Annotated in this window: 18 protein-coding genes; 7 read left to right on the forward strand and 11 right to left on the reverse strand. The window is 48.4% G+C overall.

Going from position 1 to position 17,736, the window contains the following annotated elements; translation table 11 throughout:
• Positions 1–74 precede the first annotated feature (74 nt).
• The 7 genes from B0181_RS02390 to B0181_RS02420 form a co-directional block, all read right to left on the reverse strand.
• Positions 75–494: a type II toxin-antitoxin system VapC family toxin gene (locus tag B0181_RS02390; protein WP_078275893.1), complete on the reverse strand. Its 420-nt coding sequence runs from the start codon at positions 492–494 to the stop codon at positions 75–77.
• Positions 494–778 (reverse strand): type II toxin-antitoxin system Phd/YefM family antitoxin, encoded by a 285-nt coding sequence (locus B0181_RS02395; RefSeq protein ID WP_078275894.1) that lies wholly within the window; start codon positions 776–778, stop codon positions 494–496. The genes B0181_RS02390 and B0181_RS02395 overlap by 1 nt, the downstream gene beginning before the upstream one ends.
• A 174-nt stretch (positions 779–952) precedes the next feature.
• Positions 953–1,579 (reverse strand): LysE/ArgO family amino acid transporter, encoded by a 627-nt coding sequence (locus B0181_RS02400; protein WP_078275895.1) that lies wholly within the window; start codon positions 1,577–1,579, stop codon positions 953–955.
• 209 nt (positions 1,580–1,788) lie between these two features.
• Complete coding sequence (hutH, locus tag B0181_RS02405) at positions 1,789–3,342, reverse strand: histidine ammonia-lyase (protein WP_078275896.1); 1,554 nt, start codon at positions 3,340–3,342, stop codon at positions 1,789–1,791.
• 45 nt (positions 3,343–3,387) lie between these two features.
• Positions 3,388–4,704 carry a YjiH family protein gene (locus B0181_RS02410; protein WP_078275897.1) on the reverse strand — a complete coding sequence of 439 codons (1,317 nt, stop codon included), beginning with the start codon at positions 4,702–4,704 and terminating at the stop codon, positions 3,388–3,390.
• A gap of 177 nt (positions 4,705–4,881) precedes the next feature.
• The gene (gene hutU / locus B0181_RS02415; protein ID WP_078275898.1) at positions 4,882–6,600 is read right to left on the reverse strand and encodes a urocanate hydratase; all 1,719 of its coding nucleotides are present in this window, start codon (positions 6,598–6,600) and stop codon (positions 4,882–4,884) included.
• A gap of 394 nt (positions 6,601–6,994) precedes the next feature.
• Positions 6,995–7,660: a 4'-phosphopantetheinyl transferase family protein gene (locus B0181_RS02420; RefSeq protein ID WP_211276063.1), complete on the reverse strand. Its 666-nt coding sequence runs from the start codon at positions 7,658–7,660 to the stop codon at positions 6,995–6,997.
• A 215-nt stretch (positions 7,661–7,875) separates the two neighbouring features.
• On the opposite strand from B0181_RS02420, the gene B0181_RS02425 reads away from it, so the two are divergent.
• Positions 7,876–8,790, forward strand: a complete 915-nt coding sequence (locus tag B0181_RS02425) for a LysR family transcriptional regulator (RefSeq protein WP_078275899.1) — start codon at positions 7,876–7,878, stop codon at positions 8,788–8,790.
• Between the two features lie 155 nt (positions 8,791–8,945).
• Here the strand turns inward: B0181_RS02425 and gatB are convergent, their stop codons facing one another.
• The 4 genes from gatB to gatC are packed head-to-tail and all read right to left on the reverse strand — an operon-like array spanning position 8,946 to position 12,503.
• Positions 8,946–10,415 (reverse strand): Asp-tRNA(Asn)/Glu-tRNA(Gln) amidotransferase subunit GatB, encoded by a 1,470-nt coding sequence (gene gatB / locus B0181_RS02430; RefSeq protein WP_078275900.1) that lies wholly within the window; start codon positions 10,413–10,415, stop codon positions 8,946–8,948.
• Between the two features lie 3 nt (positions 10,416–10,418).
• Positions 10,419–10,676: a hypothetical protein gene (locus B0181_RS02435; protein ID WP_078275901.1), complete on the reverse strand. Its 258-nt coding sequence runs from the start codon at positions 10,674–10,676 to the stop codon at positions 10,419–10,421.
• A 14-nt stretch (positions 10,677–10,690) separates the two neighbouring features.
• Entirely contained in the window at positions 10,691–12,175 is a 1,485-nt protein-coding gene (gene gatA / locus B0181_RS02440) for an Asp-tRNA(Asn)/Glu-tRNA(Gln) amidotransferase subunit GatA (protein WP_078275902.1), read from the reverse strand.
• A gap of 34 nt (positions 12,176–12,209) precedes the next feature.
• Complete coding sequence (gene gatC / locus B0181_RS02445) at positions 12,210–12,503, reverse strand: Asp-tRNA(Asn)/Glu-tRNA(Gln) amidotransferase subunit GatC (RefSeq protein ID WP_078275903.1); 294 nt, start codon at positions 12,501–12,503, stop codon at positions 12,210–12,212.
• 281 nt (positions 12,504–12,784) lie between these two features.
• On the opposite strand from gatC, the gene B0181_RS02450 reads away from it, so the two are divergent.
• The 6 genes from B0181_RS02450 to rplW all read left to right on the forward strand — a co-directional run bounded on the left by B0181_RS02450 (position 12,785) and on the right by rplW (position 17,733).
• Positions 12,785–13,393, forward strand: a complete 609-nt coding sequence (locus B0181_RS02450) for a Maf family protein (protein ID WP_078275904.1) — start codon at positions 12,785–12,787, stop codon at positions 13,391–13,393.
• A gap of 161 nt (positions 13,394–13,554) precedes the next feature.
• Positions 13,555–15,132 carry an Rne/Rng family ribonuclease gene (locus B0181_RS02455; protein WP_078275905.1) on the forward strand — a complete coding sequence of 526 codons (1,578 nt, stop codon included), beginning with the start codon at positions 13,555–13,557 and terminating at the stop codon, positions 15,130–15,132.
• 655 nt (positions 15,133–15,787) lie between these two features.
• On the forward strand, positions 15,788–16,099 hold the full coding sequence (rpsJ, locus tag B0181_RS02460; RefSeq protein ID WP_078275906.1) for a 30S ribosomal protein S10: 312 nt from the start codon (positions 15,788–15,790) through the stop codon (positions 16,097–16,099).
• Between the two features lie 51 nt (positions 16,100–16,150).
• Positions 16,151–16,789 carry a 50S ribosomal protein L3 gene (gene rplC, locus B0181_RS02465; protein WP_078275907.1) on the forward strand — a complete coding sequence of 213 codons (639 nt, stop codon included), beginning with the start codon at positions 16,151–16,153 and terminating at the stop codon, positions 16,787–16,789.
• A 15-nt stretch (positions 16,790–16,804) separates the two neighbouring features.
• On the forward strand, positions 16,805–17,407 hold the full coding sequence (gene rplD / locus B0181_RS02470; protein WP_078275908.1) for a 50S ribosomal protein L4: 603 nt from the start codon (positions 16,805–16,807) through the stop codon (positions 17,405–17,407).
• Positions 17,404–17,733, forward strand: coding sequence for a 50S ribosomal protein L23 (gene rplW, locus B0181_RS02475; RefSeq protein WP_078275909.1), 330 nt, complete (start codon positions 17,404–17,406; stop codon positions 17,731–17,733). Before rplD ends, rplW begins: the two co-directional genes overlap by 4 nt.
• Positions 17,734–17,736 lie beyond the last annotated feature (3 nt).

A 17,736-nucleotide genomic window follows, 5' to 3' on the forward strand; every position in this document is an offset into this window, starting at 1 on the left:
AAATTTCCTTATTGTGTGCTGGCTGTCGTCATGGACGTTTGTCAATGTGATGATGGACGTATTTGAATTGACGATTATTCGGCAGTAAAAGGGTTAATCACCGCCACAGGCAAATCGGCAAAATCTGCCACGTTGCGCGTTACTAAAATCAAGCCATGTTCTTTGGCGCAGGCGGCAATCCATGCGTCATTTTCAGGGGCTTTATTTGGCACATGAAAGCTTGCGCAAATATCGGCGGTGCGTTCAGTGATGGGTAGGATGCGTCCTTGATACATTTTTTTGCTTTGTTCAAGCCATGTTCGCAGGTATTTGCCTTGCTTGACATCTTTACGCTCCATGCCCAGTACGCCACGTTCAAGCTCCATCAGCACGACCACGCTCAAATATAAATCACGATAATCTATGCTTGCAAGCCATTCATCAAAGCCAGCATTTGCCACGCCTTTTTGCACTTTGCGAATTTCGCTGACGGCATTGGTGTCTAATAAATACATCACAACTCCCCAAAATCCACAGGTGGGCGATTGTTTGTACTTCTAGTCGGCAGCTCAAATTCAATATCCGCCACTTCATCAGGAATATCTAAGGCAAGATAAGCATCTTTGGCGGAAACAAACTCTCTGCTACCTGCTGGATTTAATTTGTTTTTTTGATAATCATCATAACGCAGCAGCACATAGCTTGGCTCACCACGTTTGGTGATGATGACAGGGGCGATGTCGGCTTGGCGCTGGGCGTAGCTGGTGCGTTGGTTGAATTCACGACTGGTCATGTACATAAGCATTCCTTGTTTATTGATGAAATGTTTGTTGATTGATGATGGCTATGGATAATTTGTAGTGATGTTACTACATTTAGTATAGCACAAGCAAACCAAGCCAACAAGACGGTTCTGATTTGGATCAATTTATCTTAAAATCAGCCCACAGCCAACCTAAAAATCCCCAAAAAACTACACCCCGCCAAACACAAAACTCAACAATTTAAAGGCAATCCACCACATCATCACGCCGATGGCGAATTCAAGTACGCGCCACGCTTTAGGGTTTTTGAAAATCGGCAACAAATACTTTGCCCCATAGCCAAGCCCAAAAAACCATGCAAACGACACCAAAAGCACCCCTGCCAAAAACGACAGTTTGCTATCGCTTGCCAAAGTTGCACCAATGCCGCCAACAAGCACCACCGTATCTAGATACACGTGCGGATTTAGTAGTGTAATGGCGAAAGTCGCAAGCACGGTGGTTTTTAGGCTTGCAGGCTTGGCATTGTCATCGCTCACCAGCGTGCTGTTTGAAGTCAGGGCGTTTTTGAAGGAATTAAAACCGTACCAACCCAAAAACGCCGCGCCGCCCACGCCAAGCAGTTTGGTGAGCGTGGCATTGTTGGCAAACACCGAGCCAACGCCCATCACGCCAAGCGTCATCAGCAATACATCGCACGCAAAGCAAATCAAGCACACCCAAAAAATGTGCTGACCTTTCAGCGCCGTCTTTAGCACAAAGGCGTTTTGGCTGCCAATGGCGATAATCAGCCCTGCCGACACCATCACCCCTGTCAAAAAAGTTTCAAGCCACATATAAGTTCCTGATAAAAATTCCTGCAAATTTTACAAGGGCGCAAGATTAGCATTTGTGGGTGGAAAATGCAATCAAGCAAGCTGTGGCTGTGCGACTTAGATTTGGCGGTTTGGGTTAAAAAACTGGGCGTTTGCCAAGCATTTTTGACGAATGCTTTTTGTTAATGCGCTTGGCGGTCATTAACGTCAGTATTCACGCCCGGCTGTTTTTAGGCATTGGTAAACCATTCATCACGCAAATTCGCCCAGTTGTCAAGCAGCTTGCCTTGTAGTACCAGCTGTTTGGCGTTTTCAATATCAGGGGCGAAGTAGCGGTCTTTGTCATAAAACGGCACAATCGCACGCAGCGTTTGGTGAATTTTGGCAAGGTAATCAGACGTGGTAAGCCCATCACGTTGATGAAAATCCACGCCTTGCGCTGCCGCCAAAAGCTCGATGCCTACGATGGTGGCAGTGTTTTGCGCCATGTCAAACAATCGGCGAGCGGCGTAGGTTGCCATAGACACATGGTCTTCTTGGTTGGCAGACGTAGGAATGCTGTCTACGCTTGCGGGGTGGGCGTGCGATTTGTTTTCGCTGGCAAGGGCAGCAGCGGTAACATGGGCAATCATAAAGCCTGAATTTACGCCAGCATTATCCACCAAAAACGCAGGCAATCCTGAAAGCGTCTTGTCAATGAGTAGGGCGATGCGGCGTTCGCTCATTGAGCCAATCTCGCTGATGGCAAGGGCAAGTGTGTCGGCAGCAAAGGCAACAGGCTCTGCGTGAAAATTGCCACCGCTGATGGCAACAGGATCATTATTGTCATTAAAAATCAAAGGGTTGTCGGTAACGGCATTGGCTTCGGTGAGCAGAGTTTTGCCTGCTTGGTTAATCAAATCAAGACACGCACCCATCACTTGTGGCTGACAGCGCAGGCAGTAAGGGTCTTGGACGCGGTCGTCATCGTCTTGGTGAGATAGGCGGATTTGGCTGCCCTTGATGAGTTCACGGTGGGTTTTGGCGATTTGGATTTGCCCGTGATGGCCGCGTACTTCATGAATGCGCGGATCAAAAGGTGCGTCCGAGCCGCGCGCTGCGTCAATGGAAAGTGAGCCGACTACGGTCGCTGCAGCGAGCAAATCGCAGGCGTGAAAATAACCACGCAATGCCAGTGCCGTTGATGTCTGTGTGCCGTTAATCAGTGCCAAGCCTTCTTTGGCGGCAAGGGTGATGGGGCTAAGATTGGCTTGCGCCAGTGCGTCTTTGGCAGGCAGGATTTTGCCATTTACACGCACATCGCCCAGCCCCATCATCGCAAGCGTCATGTGCGATAAAGGGGCAAGATCGCCTGATGCGCCCACCGAGCCTTTGGCAGGGATAATCGGCATGATGTCGGCATTGACAAGATTAATCAGGCTGTCCACCACTTCACGGCGAACACCTGATACGCCTTGGGCAAGACTTGCAATTTTCATTACCATAATCAGGCGCACCACGCCATCTGGCAAGGCTTCGCCCGTACCAACAGCGTGCGAGATGATGAGATTTTTCTGCAGCAATTCAAGCTCGTCATCGCTGATGCGTGTCTTGGCAAGCAGTCCAAAGCCTGTGTTGATGCCGTAGGCGGATTTGTCTTTGGCGATGATGGCGTTCACTGCTTGGCGAGATGCGTCAATCTTGGCGCAAGCACCATCATCAAGGCTAATGCGCGTGGGCTTGTCGTACACTTGGCGTAAATCAGCAAGAGTGAGATGGCGTGGAGTTAGAGTGAGTTGGTGCATAAAATTTCCTTTTTTGATGTGTTGATGAGTTTAAGTTGGGTTTGGTTAAAGCAGCCCTGCGCTAATCGCTGCATGACCGACCAATGTTGCCAGCATTAGGCTTAGCACGGTGCGCTCAAACCAAATAATCAGCATTTGAGTGATAGAAATCGGCAATCTGGTGGCAAGCACGCAAGGTATCATGCCAGAGAAAAACAGTACGCTGCTGATAGACACCACTGCCGCCACAAAGCGTACCAAAATCGGCATATCGCCAAGCAGTAGTGCGGGCAAAAACATCTCGGCAAGTCCTGCTGCCATGCCTTTGGTTGCCATCATCGGCTCAGGCAAGCCCACGATATAAGCAAACGGATACAATAAAAGTCCAAGCACATCAAAAATGGGCGTGTATTTGGCAAGCAACAATCCTGCCAAGCCAATCGCCAAAATGCTTGGGATAATCGCTGCGGTCATCTGTATGCCATCACGAAAGTTTGACCAAAAAATTTGCCAAACCGATCCTGCGTTTTGTGATGTGCTGATACCGACATTTAAAGCAGTGGTAAGGCGCTTGCCTTTAATGCTGTCAATTTCTTGGCGTTGGTGCGTGTCATCCGCTGTGCGAATGGGCGGCAGGCGTGCAGTGATAGCAGTAACCAAAAATGTGATGACAAGACTTGACCAAAAGAATAAATTCCAATGATCCATGATGTCAAGCGTCTTGGCGACAATCACCATAAACGCCGCCGATACGGTAGAAAATCCTGTGGCGATGATCATCGCTTCTTTGGCGGAATATTGTCCTTGTAGGTACACGCGGTTGGTGATGAGCAGCCCAATGGAATAACTGCCCACAAAACTTGCCACTGCGTCAATGGCGGACGAACCCGGCGTTTTAAAAAGCGGGCGCATGACAGGCTGCATCAGCACGCCAATCATTTCAAGCAGTCCAAAACCCACCAAACTTGCCAAAATCAAAGAACCAATCGGCACAATCATACCCACCGTCAATGCCAATTTATCAAACAAAAACGGCAGCATATCTTTTTGCATAATGACATCAGGGGCGGTGTTGGTTACATACAGCACCGCCAAAATCAGCCCAATCGCCTTAAAAACCGTCAGGATTAAGTCGGTCAGGCTCTTTTTAAATTCGCCTGACATGATGGGTTTTGCCACGCCATAAATCATCATGGCAAACAGCAAGGTGATGCTCAGTGTGCGTTGTTCATTAACCAAATAGCTTGCCATATGGTCAAACAAAATCGTGCTTTTGCCACCGATGGTAAACGGCACAAAAAACGCCACAATGCCAATGGCGCTAAACAGCACAAGCTGAATGATGGCACGGGTTTTTGAGATGGGGGTGGGTTTTTCTGTCATGTTATTTCCTTATACATAACAACGCATTAAAAGATGTGCAAAGATGATGAGATTGATGGGGTGCTTGCCGCCATCAGGCGTTTGCCATCAGTCAGTGCAAGTAGTACTTGACGACTGTATTGCCAAGCTCACAAAACCTTGCTTGCTTGGCAAATCTGGTAAAGTTATTAGGATAACCTATTTAACCATCGGCAAATTTAGCCCATAGTTTTTGGCAGTCTCAATGGCAAGCTCATAGCCTGCGTCAGCATGACGCATGACGCCGCTGCCGCAGTCGTTCACCAGCACGTTGGCTAGGCGTTTGGCGGCTTCGTCTGTGCCGTCCGCCACAATCACCATGCCAGAATGCTGGCTGTAGCCCATGCCCACGCCACCGCCATGGTGTAGCGACACCCATGTTGCACCGCCTGCGACATTTAGCATGCCGTTTAGCAGCGCCCAATCTGACACGGCATCCGTGCCGTCTTTCATGCTTTCGGTTTCACGGTTAGGGCTTGCCACTGAGCCTGTGTCTAGGTGGTCGCGCCCAATAACGATAGGTCCTTTTAGTTCGCCATTTTTAACCATTTCATTAAAGGCAAGACCTGCTTTATCGCGCTCGCCAAGTCCAAGCCAGCAAATGCGTGCAGGCAAGCCTTGAAAATGAATGCGATCTTTTGCCATGTCAAGCCAGTTATGAACGTGCGTGTTGTCAGGAAACAGCTCTTTGATTTTTTGGTCGGTTTTGTAAATGTCTTCTGGATCGCCAGATAATGCCACCCAGCGAAACGGTCCTTTGCCTTGACAAAACAGCGGACGAATATAAGCAGGCACAAATCCCGGGAAATCAAAGGCGTTTTTCACCCCTTCATCAAAAGCCACTTGACGGATATTGTTGCCATAGTCAGTCGCAGGAATGCCCATGTCGGTAAAGTCAAGCATGGCCTGCACATGCACCGCGCACGACTGAGCGGCGGCTTTTTTAAGTGTGTCGTGCTGAGCGGGATCGGCAGCGGCAGCTTTCCATTGTTCTACCGTCCAGCCCATCGGCAGATAGCCGTTAATCAAATCATGCGCAGACGTTTGGTCGGTTACTAAATCAGGCTTAATTTCGCCATTTTTGGCACGTTTTACCATTTCTGGCAAAATTTCAGCGGCGTTGCCAAGCAGGGCAATGGATACCGCTTCGCCTTTGGCGGTGTGTTCTTTGATAAGCTCGTAAGCATGATCAAGGTCTTGTGCTTGCTTATCTACATAGCCTGTGCGCAGACGAAAATCAATGCTGGACTGCTGGCATTCGATATTTAGCGACACTGCGCCTGCAAAAGTTGCCGCCAAAGGCTGTGCGCCACCCATGCCGCCAAGTCCTGCGGTCAAAATCCAGCGCCCACGCCAGTTGTCGGTGGATTTGGTCTTGCCATCGCCATAGTGCTGACGACCTGCTTCGGCAAAGGTCTCGTACGTTCCTTGTACAATGCCTTGTGTGCCGATATAAATCCAGCTGCCTGCGGTCATCTGTCCGTACATGAACAAATCTTTGCGGTCAAGCTCGTTAAAATGCTCCCATGTTGCCCATTTCGGCACTAGGTTTGAGTTGGCAATCAGCACGCGTGGGGCGTTTTCGTGGGTGTTAAAAATACCCACAGGTTTGCCTGATTGGACAAGTAGAGTTTGGTTATTTTCAAGGGTTTTTAGACTCTCTAAAATCTTGTCATAGCACTCCCAATTACGAGCAGCACGCCCAATGCCGCCATACACCACAAGGCTTTGGGGATTTTCGGCAACATCTGGGTGAAGGTTGTTTTGAATCATGCGATAAGGCGCTTCGGTCAGCCAGCTTTTGCAAGTCAGCTCCGTGCCTGTGGGGGCTTTGATGATACGGGTGGTATCGGTGCGGTTTGGGGTGGTCAGTGTCATAAAACGCTCCTTGTGTGAAAGATGATCTTGCGTTGCGCAAGTCGGTGAAGTTGTATAGACAAATATACTCTAGCAAAAAACCAAATTAAGCGCAAGCACTTTTTTAAAAAATCAACGAGAATTTTGTAAACGTATATTCGCTGGGTGAAAATCGTTATGATTGCTGTGAGAATTGTTTTGATGATGGGTGAGTTGCCAGAAGTGAAAGTATTGCAAGCGGTGAGAGTGGTGGGTTTAGATTGCTGATTTTGATTATTGAGTGGCTAAGTCAATGTGGATAGCAAAGATGATGCTGAGCGATGGGCGGTGTGATGTTGGTGGTTTGGGCGGTGTTAGCTGAAAGGTTTTGGCAAATGATTTGCTGCCAACAAATTACACCGTTTAAGCCCAAACCTTACACCCACACCAAATCCCAAAGGGTTTTTTCATCACGATGAGCCACTGCCAGCATGGCGTGATTGACCGAAAAACAGCGATAATAAAACCGCCCAATGCGTGCGTGCTGGGCAAATCCCGCCATGTCATCAGCCGCTGCGTGCGTGTTAAGCTCGCGCAAATTCAGCCGAATGCCCAAGCCATGCGCTTTTAGCACCGCTTCTTTGGCGCACCAAATCGCAAACCACGCCGCTGCCGTACCGTTCGCTTGCCAGCGTTTGCGCTCGTCATCGCTAAATCGGCTGTTTGCCAGTGCCGAAAAATTCACCGCACGGTCTAAATCTTCCACGTCCACGCCCACGCCTGCGCCCAGATTTGCGCCTAAATCTGGTTTGGCGTTGTAAAATTGTGTGTTTTTTAAGGGGGTTTGAGCATCAAAACCAAAGGCGAGCGCATAGTTTTTTTGACTGTGCGAATGATTAAAATGCAGCGGCGCATTGGCACAAACAGGCTTGCCGTGATTGCTGCGCATGATGACGGGTGCTGGTAAATTGTGCGCACGGCACGCCAAAGACAGCACCGCCAGACGATGTGCGCCAAGTGCGGTTCTGTCATCTTGCGTTAGGCGAGATTGTGTGCGGTTTGGCAGCAGCACGGCGGTGGGGCGATGGTGTAGGTAAATCATGGTGATGGCGATTTAAAAGTTGTGTTGGTAAAAAAGTTGCGCTGGCAGTATTTGGCAGGTTTGCACATTGTAGCACAAAGATGGGCGCGCGGTGGGTGTAAAGGTGTTGGGTTTTTTATGTGTGGTTTGCTAAGATAGTCAAAATCAAGTTTTGTCAAAGAGCCATCAAGCGATTGATGAGCGCAAGAAAAACATCAGACATATAGGGAAGTGAGATGAAAATTAACAGTAAAAACATCACCTTGCGCCAGCTTCGAGCGTTTTTGGCGGTGGCGGATTCTGGCAGTTTTACGCAGGCGGCAGATGATTTGCACATATCGCAATCCACGCTGAGCGGTTTGATTAAAGAGCTAGAAAAGGTGCTGGCGGTGAAGTTATTTGATCGGACGACCAGACAGCTGTCGCTTTCAGCCATTGGTGTGCAGTTATATCCTTTGGCAAGCCGAGTGTTGCATGATTTAGAAGCGATGACCAATGAGCTAAATCATCTAAAAGCACTGGAAAAAGGCGTGGTGCGCATTGCGGCAAGTCAGCAGTTGGCGGCGGCGATTTTACCGCAAGTGATGGCGGATTTTGAAGCTTTGTATCCAAATATTGATGTGTTGATTGAAGATTGTGCGGTAGAAGATGTGATTGGGCTGGTTGGTGCAGGTGTGGTGGATTTTGGCATTGGTCCTGCGCGTGATGTGGGTCAGGGTATTATGCGTGAGTTGTTGCTGAATTTGCCGTTTTATGTTGCCATGCCACAGACTCATCCGCTGGCTGCCAAGACGCAAGTGGCATGGAGCGATTTGCGCCATGAAAAATTGATTGTGCTGACGGGTTCGTTTTCGGATATGCTGGCGGCTGAGTTGCCAGATGAAATGGCGGCAATGATTAAAAATGCGGCGCACCGTGTGAATTTTATGACCACGGCTTTTGCGATGGCGAGCAAAAATTTGGGACTGACGTTTTGTTTGCCATATTCTCAGGCACGCATTAAGCAAAATGGTCTGCAAATGCGTCCGCTCATCAATCCGCAAATTTCTCGCTCGTCTTATTTGTATCGTCAAAGTGGGCGCGTGCAAACTGACGCTGCCAGACGCTTTTATGGTGTGCTGTGTGAGCAGCTGTCAAAGGCTCAGTGGTGATGGGTGTTAATATCGTTTGGCGTTTACCATTGAGACATTGCCTGCGTCTTTGTGCTTGCTTTGCTGATTTTGTCTTAAACGATATTGATTAACTGGTATTGCAAATATTGCAAAAAAACCAAACCCCGCAGGATTTGGCTTTTTTCTTTCCCATCTTATCCAATCATCTCTTTTAACATCTGATTGACTTGTGCAGGATTTGCCTTGCCGCGGCTGGCCTTCATCACTTGTCCGACCAGTCCATTGAAGGCTTTTTCCTTGCCGCCTTTGTACTCGTCCACCATCGCTTGGTTGTTGTCCAGCACTTCTTGAATGATGGCTTTGATTGCGCCTGTGTCGGTCTCTTGTTTCAGGCCTTTTTCGGCAATGATATCATCGGCAGTTTTGCCGCTTTCCCACATAAAGCCAAACACTTCTTTGGCGATTTTACCGCTGATGGTGTTGTCCGTGATGCGCAAAATCATGCCGCCCAAAAGCTCAGCTGTGATAGGCGATTGAGTGATGACAAGCTCGTTTTTGTTCAGCGCACCAGACAGCTCGCCCATCACCCAGTTGGCGGCGATTTTGGCGTTTGGCTTGCCGACAATTTCTACCACTTTTTCAAAGTATTCAGACAATTCACGGCTGCCATTTAGTACGTTGGCGTCATAGGTAGAAAGCCCCAACTCATTGATAAATCGCTCTTTTTTGGCTTGTGGCAACTCTGGCATCTCGGCTTTCACCTTAGCAAGCGTCTCTTCAGAGATAACCACAGGCAGCAAATCTGGGTCAGGGAAATAGCGATAATCGTTGGCTTCTTCTTTGGTGCGCATGGCGCGAGTTTCATCACGCTCAGGGTCATACAGGCGTGTGGCTTGCACGATTTTACCGCCATCTTCAATGACGTCAATCTGACGCTCAATTTCCGATTTAATCGCACGCTCAATAAAGCGGAACGAGTTCAGGTTTTTTAGCTCGCAGCGTGTGCCAAATGGCGTGTTCGGCTTATGCACTGAGATGTTGATGTCGGCACGGAAGCTGCCTTCTGCCATGATGGCGTCTGAAATACCAAGCCACGTTACCAGTTCGTGAATGGTCTTAACGTACGCCACCGCTTCATTTACCGAGCGCATATCAGGCTCAGAGACGATTTCAATCAGCGGTGTGCCAGCACGGTTCAAGTCCACGCCCGTCATCTGCGGCAATGCATCATGCACGCTTTTGCCAGCGTCTTCTTCTAGGTGAGCGCGCGTGATGCCAATGCGCTTGGTGTATTCGTCTTTTTGCCCTGCGTTCACCAAAATGTCAATGTAGCCTTTACCTACGATGGGGTTTGCCATTTGGGTGATTTGGTAGCCTTTTGGCAAATCGGGGTAAAAGTAGTTTTTGCGGTCAAAGGTGTTGTACATGCCAAGCTCGGCATTCACGCCCAAGCCAAATTTCAGCGCACGTTCAATCACGCCCTCGTTTAACACTGGTAATGCGCCCGGAAAACCCAAATCCACGATGGTGGCTGATGTGTTTGGGTCTTGCCCAAAACTTGTGGGCGCGTTTGAAAAGATTTTGCTGTTTGTGTTTAATTGGCAATGAATCTCAATGCCGATGATGACTTCGTAGCCGTCAATTAAAGGGGCTTGTTGGGTCATGTTTTATCCTAAATTTGATGTTTGGTTGAATTTTGCGGTGTATTTATTGATGATGTTTGCGATGATTGGCTTAAAATCTGCAGGCAAGCCGTCAGCAAAATCACGAGCGGTTAGGCTGTCGTGGCTTTGGCAAAAATCCACCAAAGCCGTGAGTGCTTCTGCGCAAAAATCGCTGATGTTATTTTCGCCAATCATGCTGATGGCGTCTTGATAAACGTCATCATCAATCTCTACGCTCAATGTGCAAGTACTATCCGTCATTTGGCTTTATCCAATCAGTCTTTCGCCAACTCTGGCTTTGCTTGATGAAAATCCGTATTCGCTTGATAAACGTGCGCAGTGGTCAAAAGCTCGCTTTCTGCCCAGTGTTTACCGATGAGCTGCAAGCCCACTGGCAAGCCGTTTGCCATGCCAACAGGGTGCGACAAAGCAGGCAAGCCCGCCAAGTTTACGCCAATGGTGTACACGTCGCCCAGATAAATGCTCGCAGGGTCAAGGCTTTCGCCCAGCTTGTAAGCAGGCGTAGGTGCGGTTGGACTTGCGATGATATCGCATTTTTCAAAGGCTTTTAGGAAATCTTCCACGATGAGGCGGCGCACTTTTTGTGCCTTGATGTAGTACGCATCAAAGTAGCCTGCCGACAGGGCGTACGTTCCCATGATGATACGGCGCTTGACTTCTTCGCCAAAGCCTTCTGAGCGGCTGCGAGTGTACAGGTCAGCCAAATCTTTAGGATTTTCGCAGCGATAGCCAAAACGCACGCCATCAAAGCGTGATAGGTTTGAGCTGGCTTCGGCTGGGGCGAGCAGATAATAAGTCGCAAGGGTGATGGCAGGGTCAGTGATGTCTACTTCCACAATCTGTGCGCCCAGCTCTTCGTATTTGGCAAGGGCGGCGCGGATTGATTTTTCAACTTCACCGTCAAGTCCTGCGCCAAAATACGCCTTCGCCACGCCGATTTTTTTGCCCGCCAATGGTTTGTCGCTGGTGGTGTCGGCTGCCAAGATGTCTGCCACTAGGCTGTCGGTTGGGCGATTGATGGACGTGGCGTCTTTGTTGTCGTAGCCTGTCATCGGCTCAAGTAAATAGGCGCAGTCTAGGGCGGTTTTACCGAAAGTGCCTGCTTGGTCAAGGCTTGACGCATAGGCAATCATGCCGTAGCGAGACACACGTCCGTAGGTGGGCTTGATGCCTGTTACGCCACAAAATGACGCAGGCTGACGGATTGAGCCGCCTGTGTCTGAGCCTGTCGCCACAGGGATAAAGCCGCTTGCCACTGCCGCCGCTGAGCCGCCTGATGAGCCGCCCGGCACGCGCGTAGTATCCCAAGGGTTATGCACAGCGCCATAGTAGGATTTTTCGTTGTCCGAACCCATGGCAAATTCGTCCATGTTCAGCTTGCCTAGGCTTACAAAGCCGGCGCTTGCGATGTTTTCCACCACGGTGGCGTTATAAGGCGAGACGAAATTGTGCAGCATTTTTGAGCCGCAAGTGGTCAGTACGCCTTTGGTGCAAAGGTTGTCTTTATGCGCCATCGGCACGCCAAGCAAAGGGCGAGCATCGCCATCGGCACGCAGTTTGTCGGCGGTTTTGGCGTGGGCGATGGCGTTGTCAAAATCACGGGTGATAAAGCTGTTGATTTGTCCGTCCAGCTTGTCAATGCGGCCGATAAAATGTTCGGTCAATTCGTGGCTGCTGAATGATTTGTTTGCCAAGCCTTGTACGATGTCGTGAACGGATAAATGGTGAAACTGAGTCATAAAATTTCCTAATTTTTGTGTTATCAATCGTTTATTATTCAATCACTTGCGGTACAAGGTACAGGCCACCTGCCACATTTGGCGCAACTTTTTGAAAGCCATCACGGTCAATGTCGGCATTTGGCACATCAGGGCGCAGCGTTTGGCAGGCTTCGTGGATATTGGCAAGCGGCAACACGCCATCGGTGTCTACTTGTGATAGCGTGTCCATCATCGCCAAAATTTTGCTGATGTCTTTGGCGTAGCTTTCTGCCTGCGCCGTATCCACAGCAAGGCGTGATAAGTTTGCGGCATTTAGCACGTCGCCACTTGAAATAAGGTCGCTCATACGATTTCCTTAAAGTTTCATTCTTAAATTATACGAAAAAGTCTATCAAAATAAACTGCTTAAAATAGCGTTTTGAAAAATTTGACAAAGATACGCGCATTGTAGCACAACTTACGATTTGACAAAATGGGCAATGCTTAGTATTGTCTTAATAAGCGTGGTTTGTGGTGGGTTTTATGGGTTTTGCATGAATTTGGCGCAGATTTGCCATCATTTTGATGCCTTTATCCAAGTTATACTGCCCAAACCACGCACGGCAAATGACATTAAAAAGGTAAAATATGACACTGATTTTGGCTTCCACATCGCCCAGACGGCGTGAACTTTTGGCGGCGGCAGGCGTGGCATTTGACACCATGCGTGCCGACATTGACGAGACGTGGCACACGCATGAGACGGCGGACGAGTACATCGTGCGTATGGTGCTTGGCAAGGCGCAAAAAGCAGCCAAAGCGTGCGATGGGCGAGCGCTCATCATCACTGCAGACACCATTGGCGTGCTGGATTCTGGCGAAGTGCTGGTAAAGCCTGTGGATAAAGCGGACGCATTTGCCATGTGGGATAAGCTGTCTGGGCGTGCGCATAAAATCTGGACGGCAGTGGCGATAAGTTTTGTGCAATCAAGGCAAATCATGGCGCAAAAGCACATTAAAGTTGCCACGACCGTGCATTTCACCACGCTCAGCGAAGCGCAAAAAGAGCGCTACTGGGCGACAGGCGAGCCGCTGGATAAAGCAGGCGCGTACGCCATTCAGGGTGGTGCGATGGCGTGGGTGCGGTCTATTGAAGGCAGTTATACCAATGTAGTGGGCTTGCCGCTGGTGGAAGTGCTGGCATTGATTGATGAATTTGCCAAGGCGCATGATTTTCCCCGCTTGCAAATCGCTTGACGTGCCGATTTTTTAAAATTTAAAAAGACTTATTTGAGCGAAAGTTTGATTGGTTTGTTTAATCGTCATCATGAATGTTTGGCGGTTGCGTATTTGTATTTTTTGGCTTACCATGATAAATGAACATTTAACATCGTAAAATCATAAAAATAAGAACAGCCATGTCAGAAGAAATTTTAATCAATCACTCGCCCATGGAGTCTCGTGTTGCGGTCTTGACAGGCGGCATTACAAGCGAGATTTTCATTGAACGCCAGCAAAAACTTGGCTTGGTGGGCAATATTTATTTGGGTACGGTGGTGCGTGTTTTGCCGGGAATGCAGGCGGCTTTTGTGGATATTGGGCAATCACGCACGGCATTTTTGCACGTCAATGATATGCAAAAACCCAAAAAACCCAGCGACAGCGATGACATTAAGCCTGCGCCTACGCCCATTGCCGAGCTTGGCATGGCAAGCAGTGGGGCGATGGTGCCGCTGCCTGCCAAAAAAAGCGAAATCATACCTGCCGAGCTGATTCAAAATCGCCTAAGAGAAGGTGAAAAGGTGCTGGTGCAGGTCATCAAAGATGAGCTTGGCACAAAAGGCGCACGCCTGACGACAAATATTTCATTGCCCAGCCGTTATTTGGTGTATATGCCCACGTCTGATGAATATGTGGGCGTGTCGATGCGCATTGAAGAGAGCGAAGAGCGGCTGCGATTAAAGCGTGAACTTAGCGCATTTATGCAGCTGGCAAACTTACAAGGCGGTCTGATTGCACGCACTGCCGCCGAAAAAGTGAGTAACGCCAAGCTAGAAGAAGACATTTATTATCTATTGCAGCTGTGGCGCATGATTACCGCACGCACCGCCGCCGCACGTCTGCGTCCCAAGCTAAAATCCATGCTGATTTATCAAGAGTTGTCTTTGCCGCTGCGCTGCTTGCGAGATTTGGTGAACGAAAAAACCGCCAAAATTTTGATTGACGATGAAAACGTGTACCATGAAGTGCTGGATTTTGCGCGTGAATTTGTGCCAAGCGTTGCACCTGTCATCACGCAGTATTCAGGCGATGTGCCGCTGTTTGATTTGTATCGTGTTGAAGAAGATTTACAAAATGCCCTAAAACGGCGCGTGGATTTAAAATCTGGCGGTTATTTGATTATTGACCAAACCGAAGCGATGACCACCATTGATGTCAATACAGGCTCATTTGTGGGCTTGCGTTCGCTAGAAGACACGGTGTATAAGACCAACCTAGAAGCTGCGCACGCCATCGCTCATCAGATTCGCCTGCGTAATTTGGGCGGCATCATCATTCTTGATTTTATTGACATGAACGAGCCTGAGCATAAGGCGGACGTGCTTGCCATGTTGCAAGAGCAGCTGGCGCTTGATCACGCCAAGACCAGCATCACGCAGGTGAGTGCGCTTGGGCTTGTGGAGATGACCAGAAAACGCACGCGCGAAAGCCTGCCGCAGCAGCTGTGCGAGCCTTGTCCTGTCTGCGATGGCAAAGGCGTGGTGAAAACAGGCGAGACGGTGTGTTTTGAGATTTTCCGTGAAATCATGCGCCTTGCACGCACTTATGCTGCGCCCAAGCAGATGACGGTGGTGGCAAGCGCTGCAGTGATTGAGCTGCTTTTGGGTAGTGAAGCGGGTACGGTGGCGGATTTAGAATATTTGATTGGCAAGGTGCTGCGTTTTGAAATTGAGCCGACTTATCATCAAGAGCAGTACAATATTGTGTTGGATTGATGTGCTGGGCTGACATTCTGGATTGGCAAGCGAGCTGTGTTTTTGCGTAAAATTTTGTGTGCAGTCTTGTCAATTTCACTAAATTTTAGCCAAAATCCAAGCAAAACTTTGCCGATTTTAAGCTAAATTTTTGATGAGATTGCATAAAATTTCAGCTATTTTGTAAAGTTTTTATATGTATTTTGTCATTACAAGTTGTGATTGGCGTACGTTAAGAATGCACAAAAACGCTTTGACAAAACTTAACAAAACTTTTGCAAATTTATGGCGAAAAAACCAAGAAAATACTTGCATTGCGCCAAAAAAAGTGTATAATAAGCGCACAAATTGTTTTAGCGTTGCGCTTTTTGATCGCTATATCGGTTAAAAAGAACAGAATTTTAAGCCAAGCTGTGAAAGCAGCAAATACGGCAAGAACAGTCGGTTCTCTACGGCAGATGTAGAGAACAAAAAGGACAACGCCACAGCCGAAGCATCGTTTTTGGCACTATAAACAACACCCCTGCTGCCGTACTTTTAGTGATTGGCGGGCAGGGATTGGATTGTTTTGTCTAAAAGCGTATGCTGATAGACAAAATTTACAAAAATGGCGAACCTAATCCTTCACCAAGTGAAGTTAGAGGTTTCAAAAGCACTTATTTAGGAGCTTGTTGGCATGGCTAACCAGAGAATCCGTATCCGACTAAAATCTTTCGATTATCGTCTGATTGACCAGTCGGCGCAAGAGATTGTCGATACTGCAAAACGCACAGGCGCGCAAGTTTGTGGCCCAGTGCCGTTGCCGACTCGTATTGAGCGGTTCAACGTATTGACATCACCACACGTCAACAAAGACGCTCGTGACCAGTATGAAATTCGCACGCACAAGCGCATGATTGACATCGTGCAACCAACCGATAAGACCGTTGACGCATTGATGAAGCTTGACTTGGCTGCTGGTGTAGACGTTCAAATCGCCTTGGGCTAATTGAGCGCACTGGTTTAATATTCAACGATAGATTATTTAATGAGGTCTAACATGGCGATTGGTTTAGTCGGTAAAAAATGCGGCATGACCCGAGTCTTTACTGAAGCAGGTGTTTCTATCCCTGTAACAGTAGTTGAGGTTGACGCAAACCGCATCTCGCAAATCAAAACAGTGGACACCGATGGCTATAACGCGATTCAAATCACCACAGGTGAGCGTCGTGAGTCTCGTGTAACCGCTGCTCAAAAAGGACACTTTGCTAAAGCTGGCGTTGCTGCTGGTCGTGGTGTTTGGGAATTTCGCGCTGAAGCTGCTGAGCTTGAAGGTCGTGAAGTTGGCGCAAGCATCTTGGCAGATTTGTTCGAAGTGGGTCAATTGGTTGACGTAACTGGTCAATCAAAAGGTAAAGGTTTCCAAGGTGGTGTGAAACGCCACAACTTCCGCACCCAAGACGCTTCACACGGTAACTCTGTTTCTCACCGTGTGCTAGGTTCTACGGGTCAAAACCAGACTCCAGGTAAAGTTTTCAAAGGCAAAAAGATGCCAGGTCAAATGGGTAACAAACGTGTTACTGTTCAAGGACTTGAGATTGTATCTGTAGATGCTGAAAAAGGCGTATTGGTCATCAAAGGCGCACTTCCAGGTGCTAATGGTGGCGATGTCATCGTGCGTCCGTCAGTGAAAGCCTAGTGAAAGGGGATTAACGTGAATTTAAAAACTGTTACAGGTGCGGCGGTTGAGCTATCAGAGATCACTTTTGGTCGTGAGTTCAACGAAGCTTTGGTTCACCAAGTAGTAACCGCTTACCTAGCTGGCGCTCGTCAAGGTACTCGTGCACAAAAAACTCGTGGCGAAGTATCTGGTGGCGGTAAAAAGCCATGGCGTCAAAAGGGCACTGGTCGTGCTCGCGCAGGTTCAATTCGTAGCCCAATCTGGGTTGGTGGCGGTCGTGCATTTGCTGCCAAACCACAAGACTGGTCACAAAAAGTGAACCGCAAAATGTATCGTGGCGCAATGCAGTGCATTCTTGCTGAGCTTGTGCGTCAAGAGCGTTTGGTATTGGTAGATTCTATTTCAGTAGACAGCCCAAAAACTAAAGGTTTGGTTGCTAAACTTGCTGAATTGAACGCACCACGTGCGCTAATCGTTACCAGCGAAGTGGACGAAAACCTATATTTGGCAGCTCGCAACATTCCGCATGTCAATGTACTTGGCACGCGTGAAGTTGATCCTGTAAGCCTTGTATCTTTTGACAAAGTTATCATGACAGTTGATGCTGCAAAACAATTTGAGGAGTCACTAGCATGAGTAACGCACGACTATATCAAGTACTAAAAGCACCTGTTTACTCAGAAAAATCTCAACGTTTGGGCGATAGCCTTGGCGTGCAAGTTTTCAAAGTGGACAGCAAAGCGACTAAGCGTGAAATCAAACAAGCTGTTGAGCTGATGTTTGAAGGCGTAGAAGTGGTAAAAGTAAACACTTTGAACGTTAAAGGCAAAACCAAGCGCTTTGGTCGTATCACAGGCAAGCGCTCTGACGTGAAAAAAGCCTATGTAACGCTAAAAGCAGGTTCAGACGTACAAATCGGTGCTGGTGAAGAAGCTGCCAGTGAAACAGCGACTAACGAATAAGGA

The sequence above is a fragment of the Moraxella caviae genome (assembly GCF_002014985.1).
GTDB classification, from domain to species: Bacteria; Pseudomonadota; Gammaproteobacteria; order Pseudomonadales; family Moraxellaceae; genus Moraxella; species Moraxella caviae.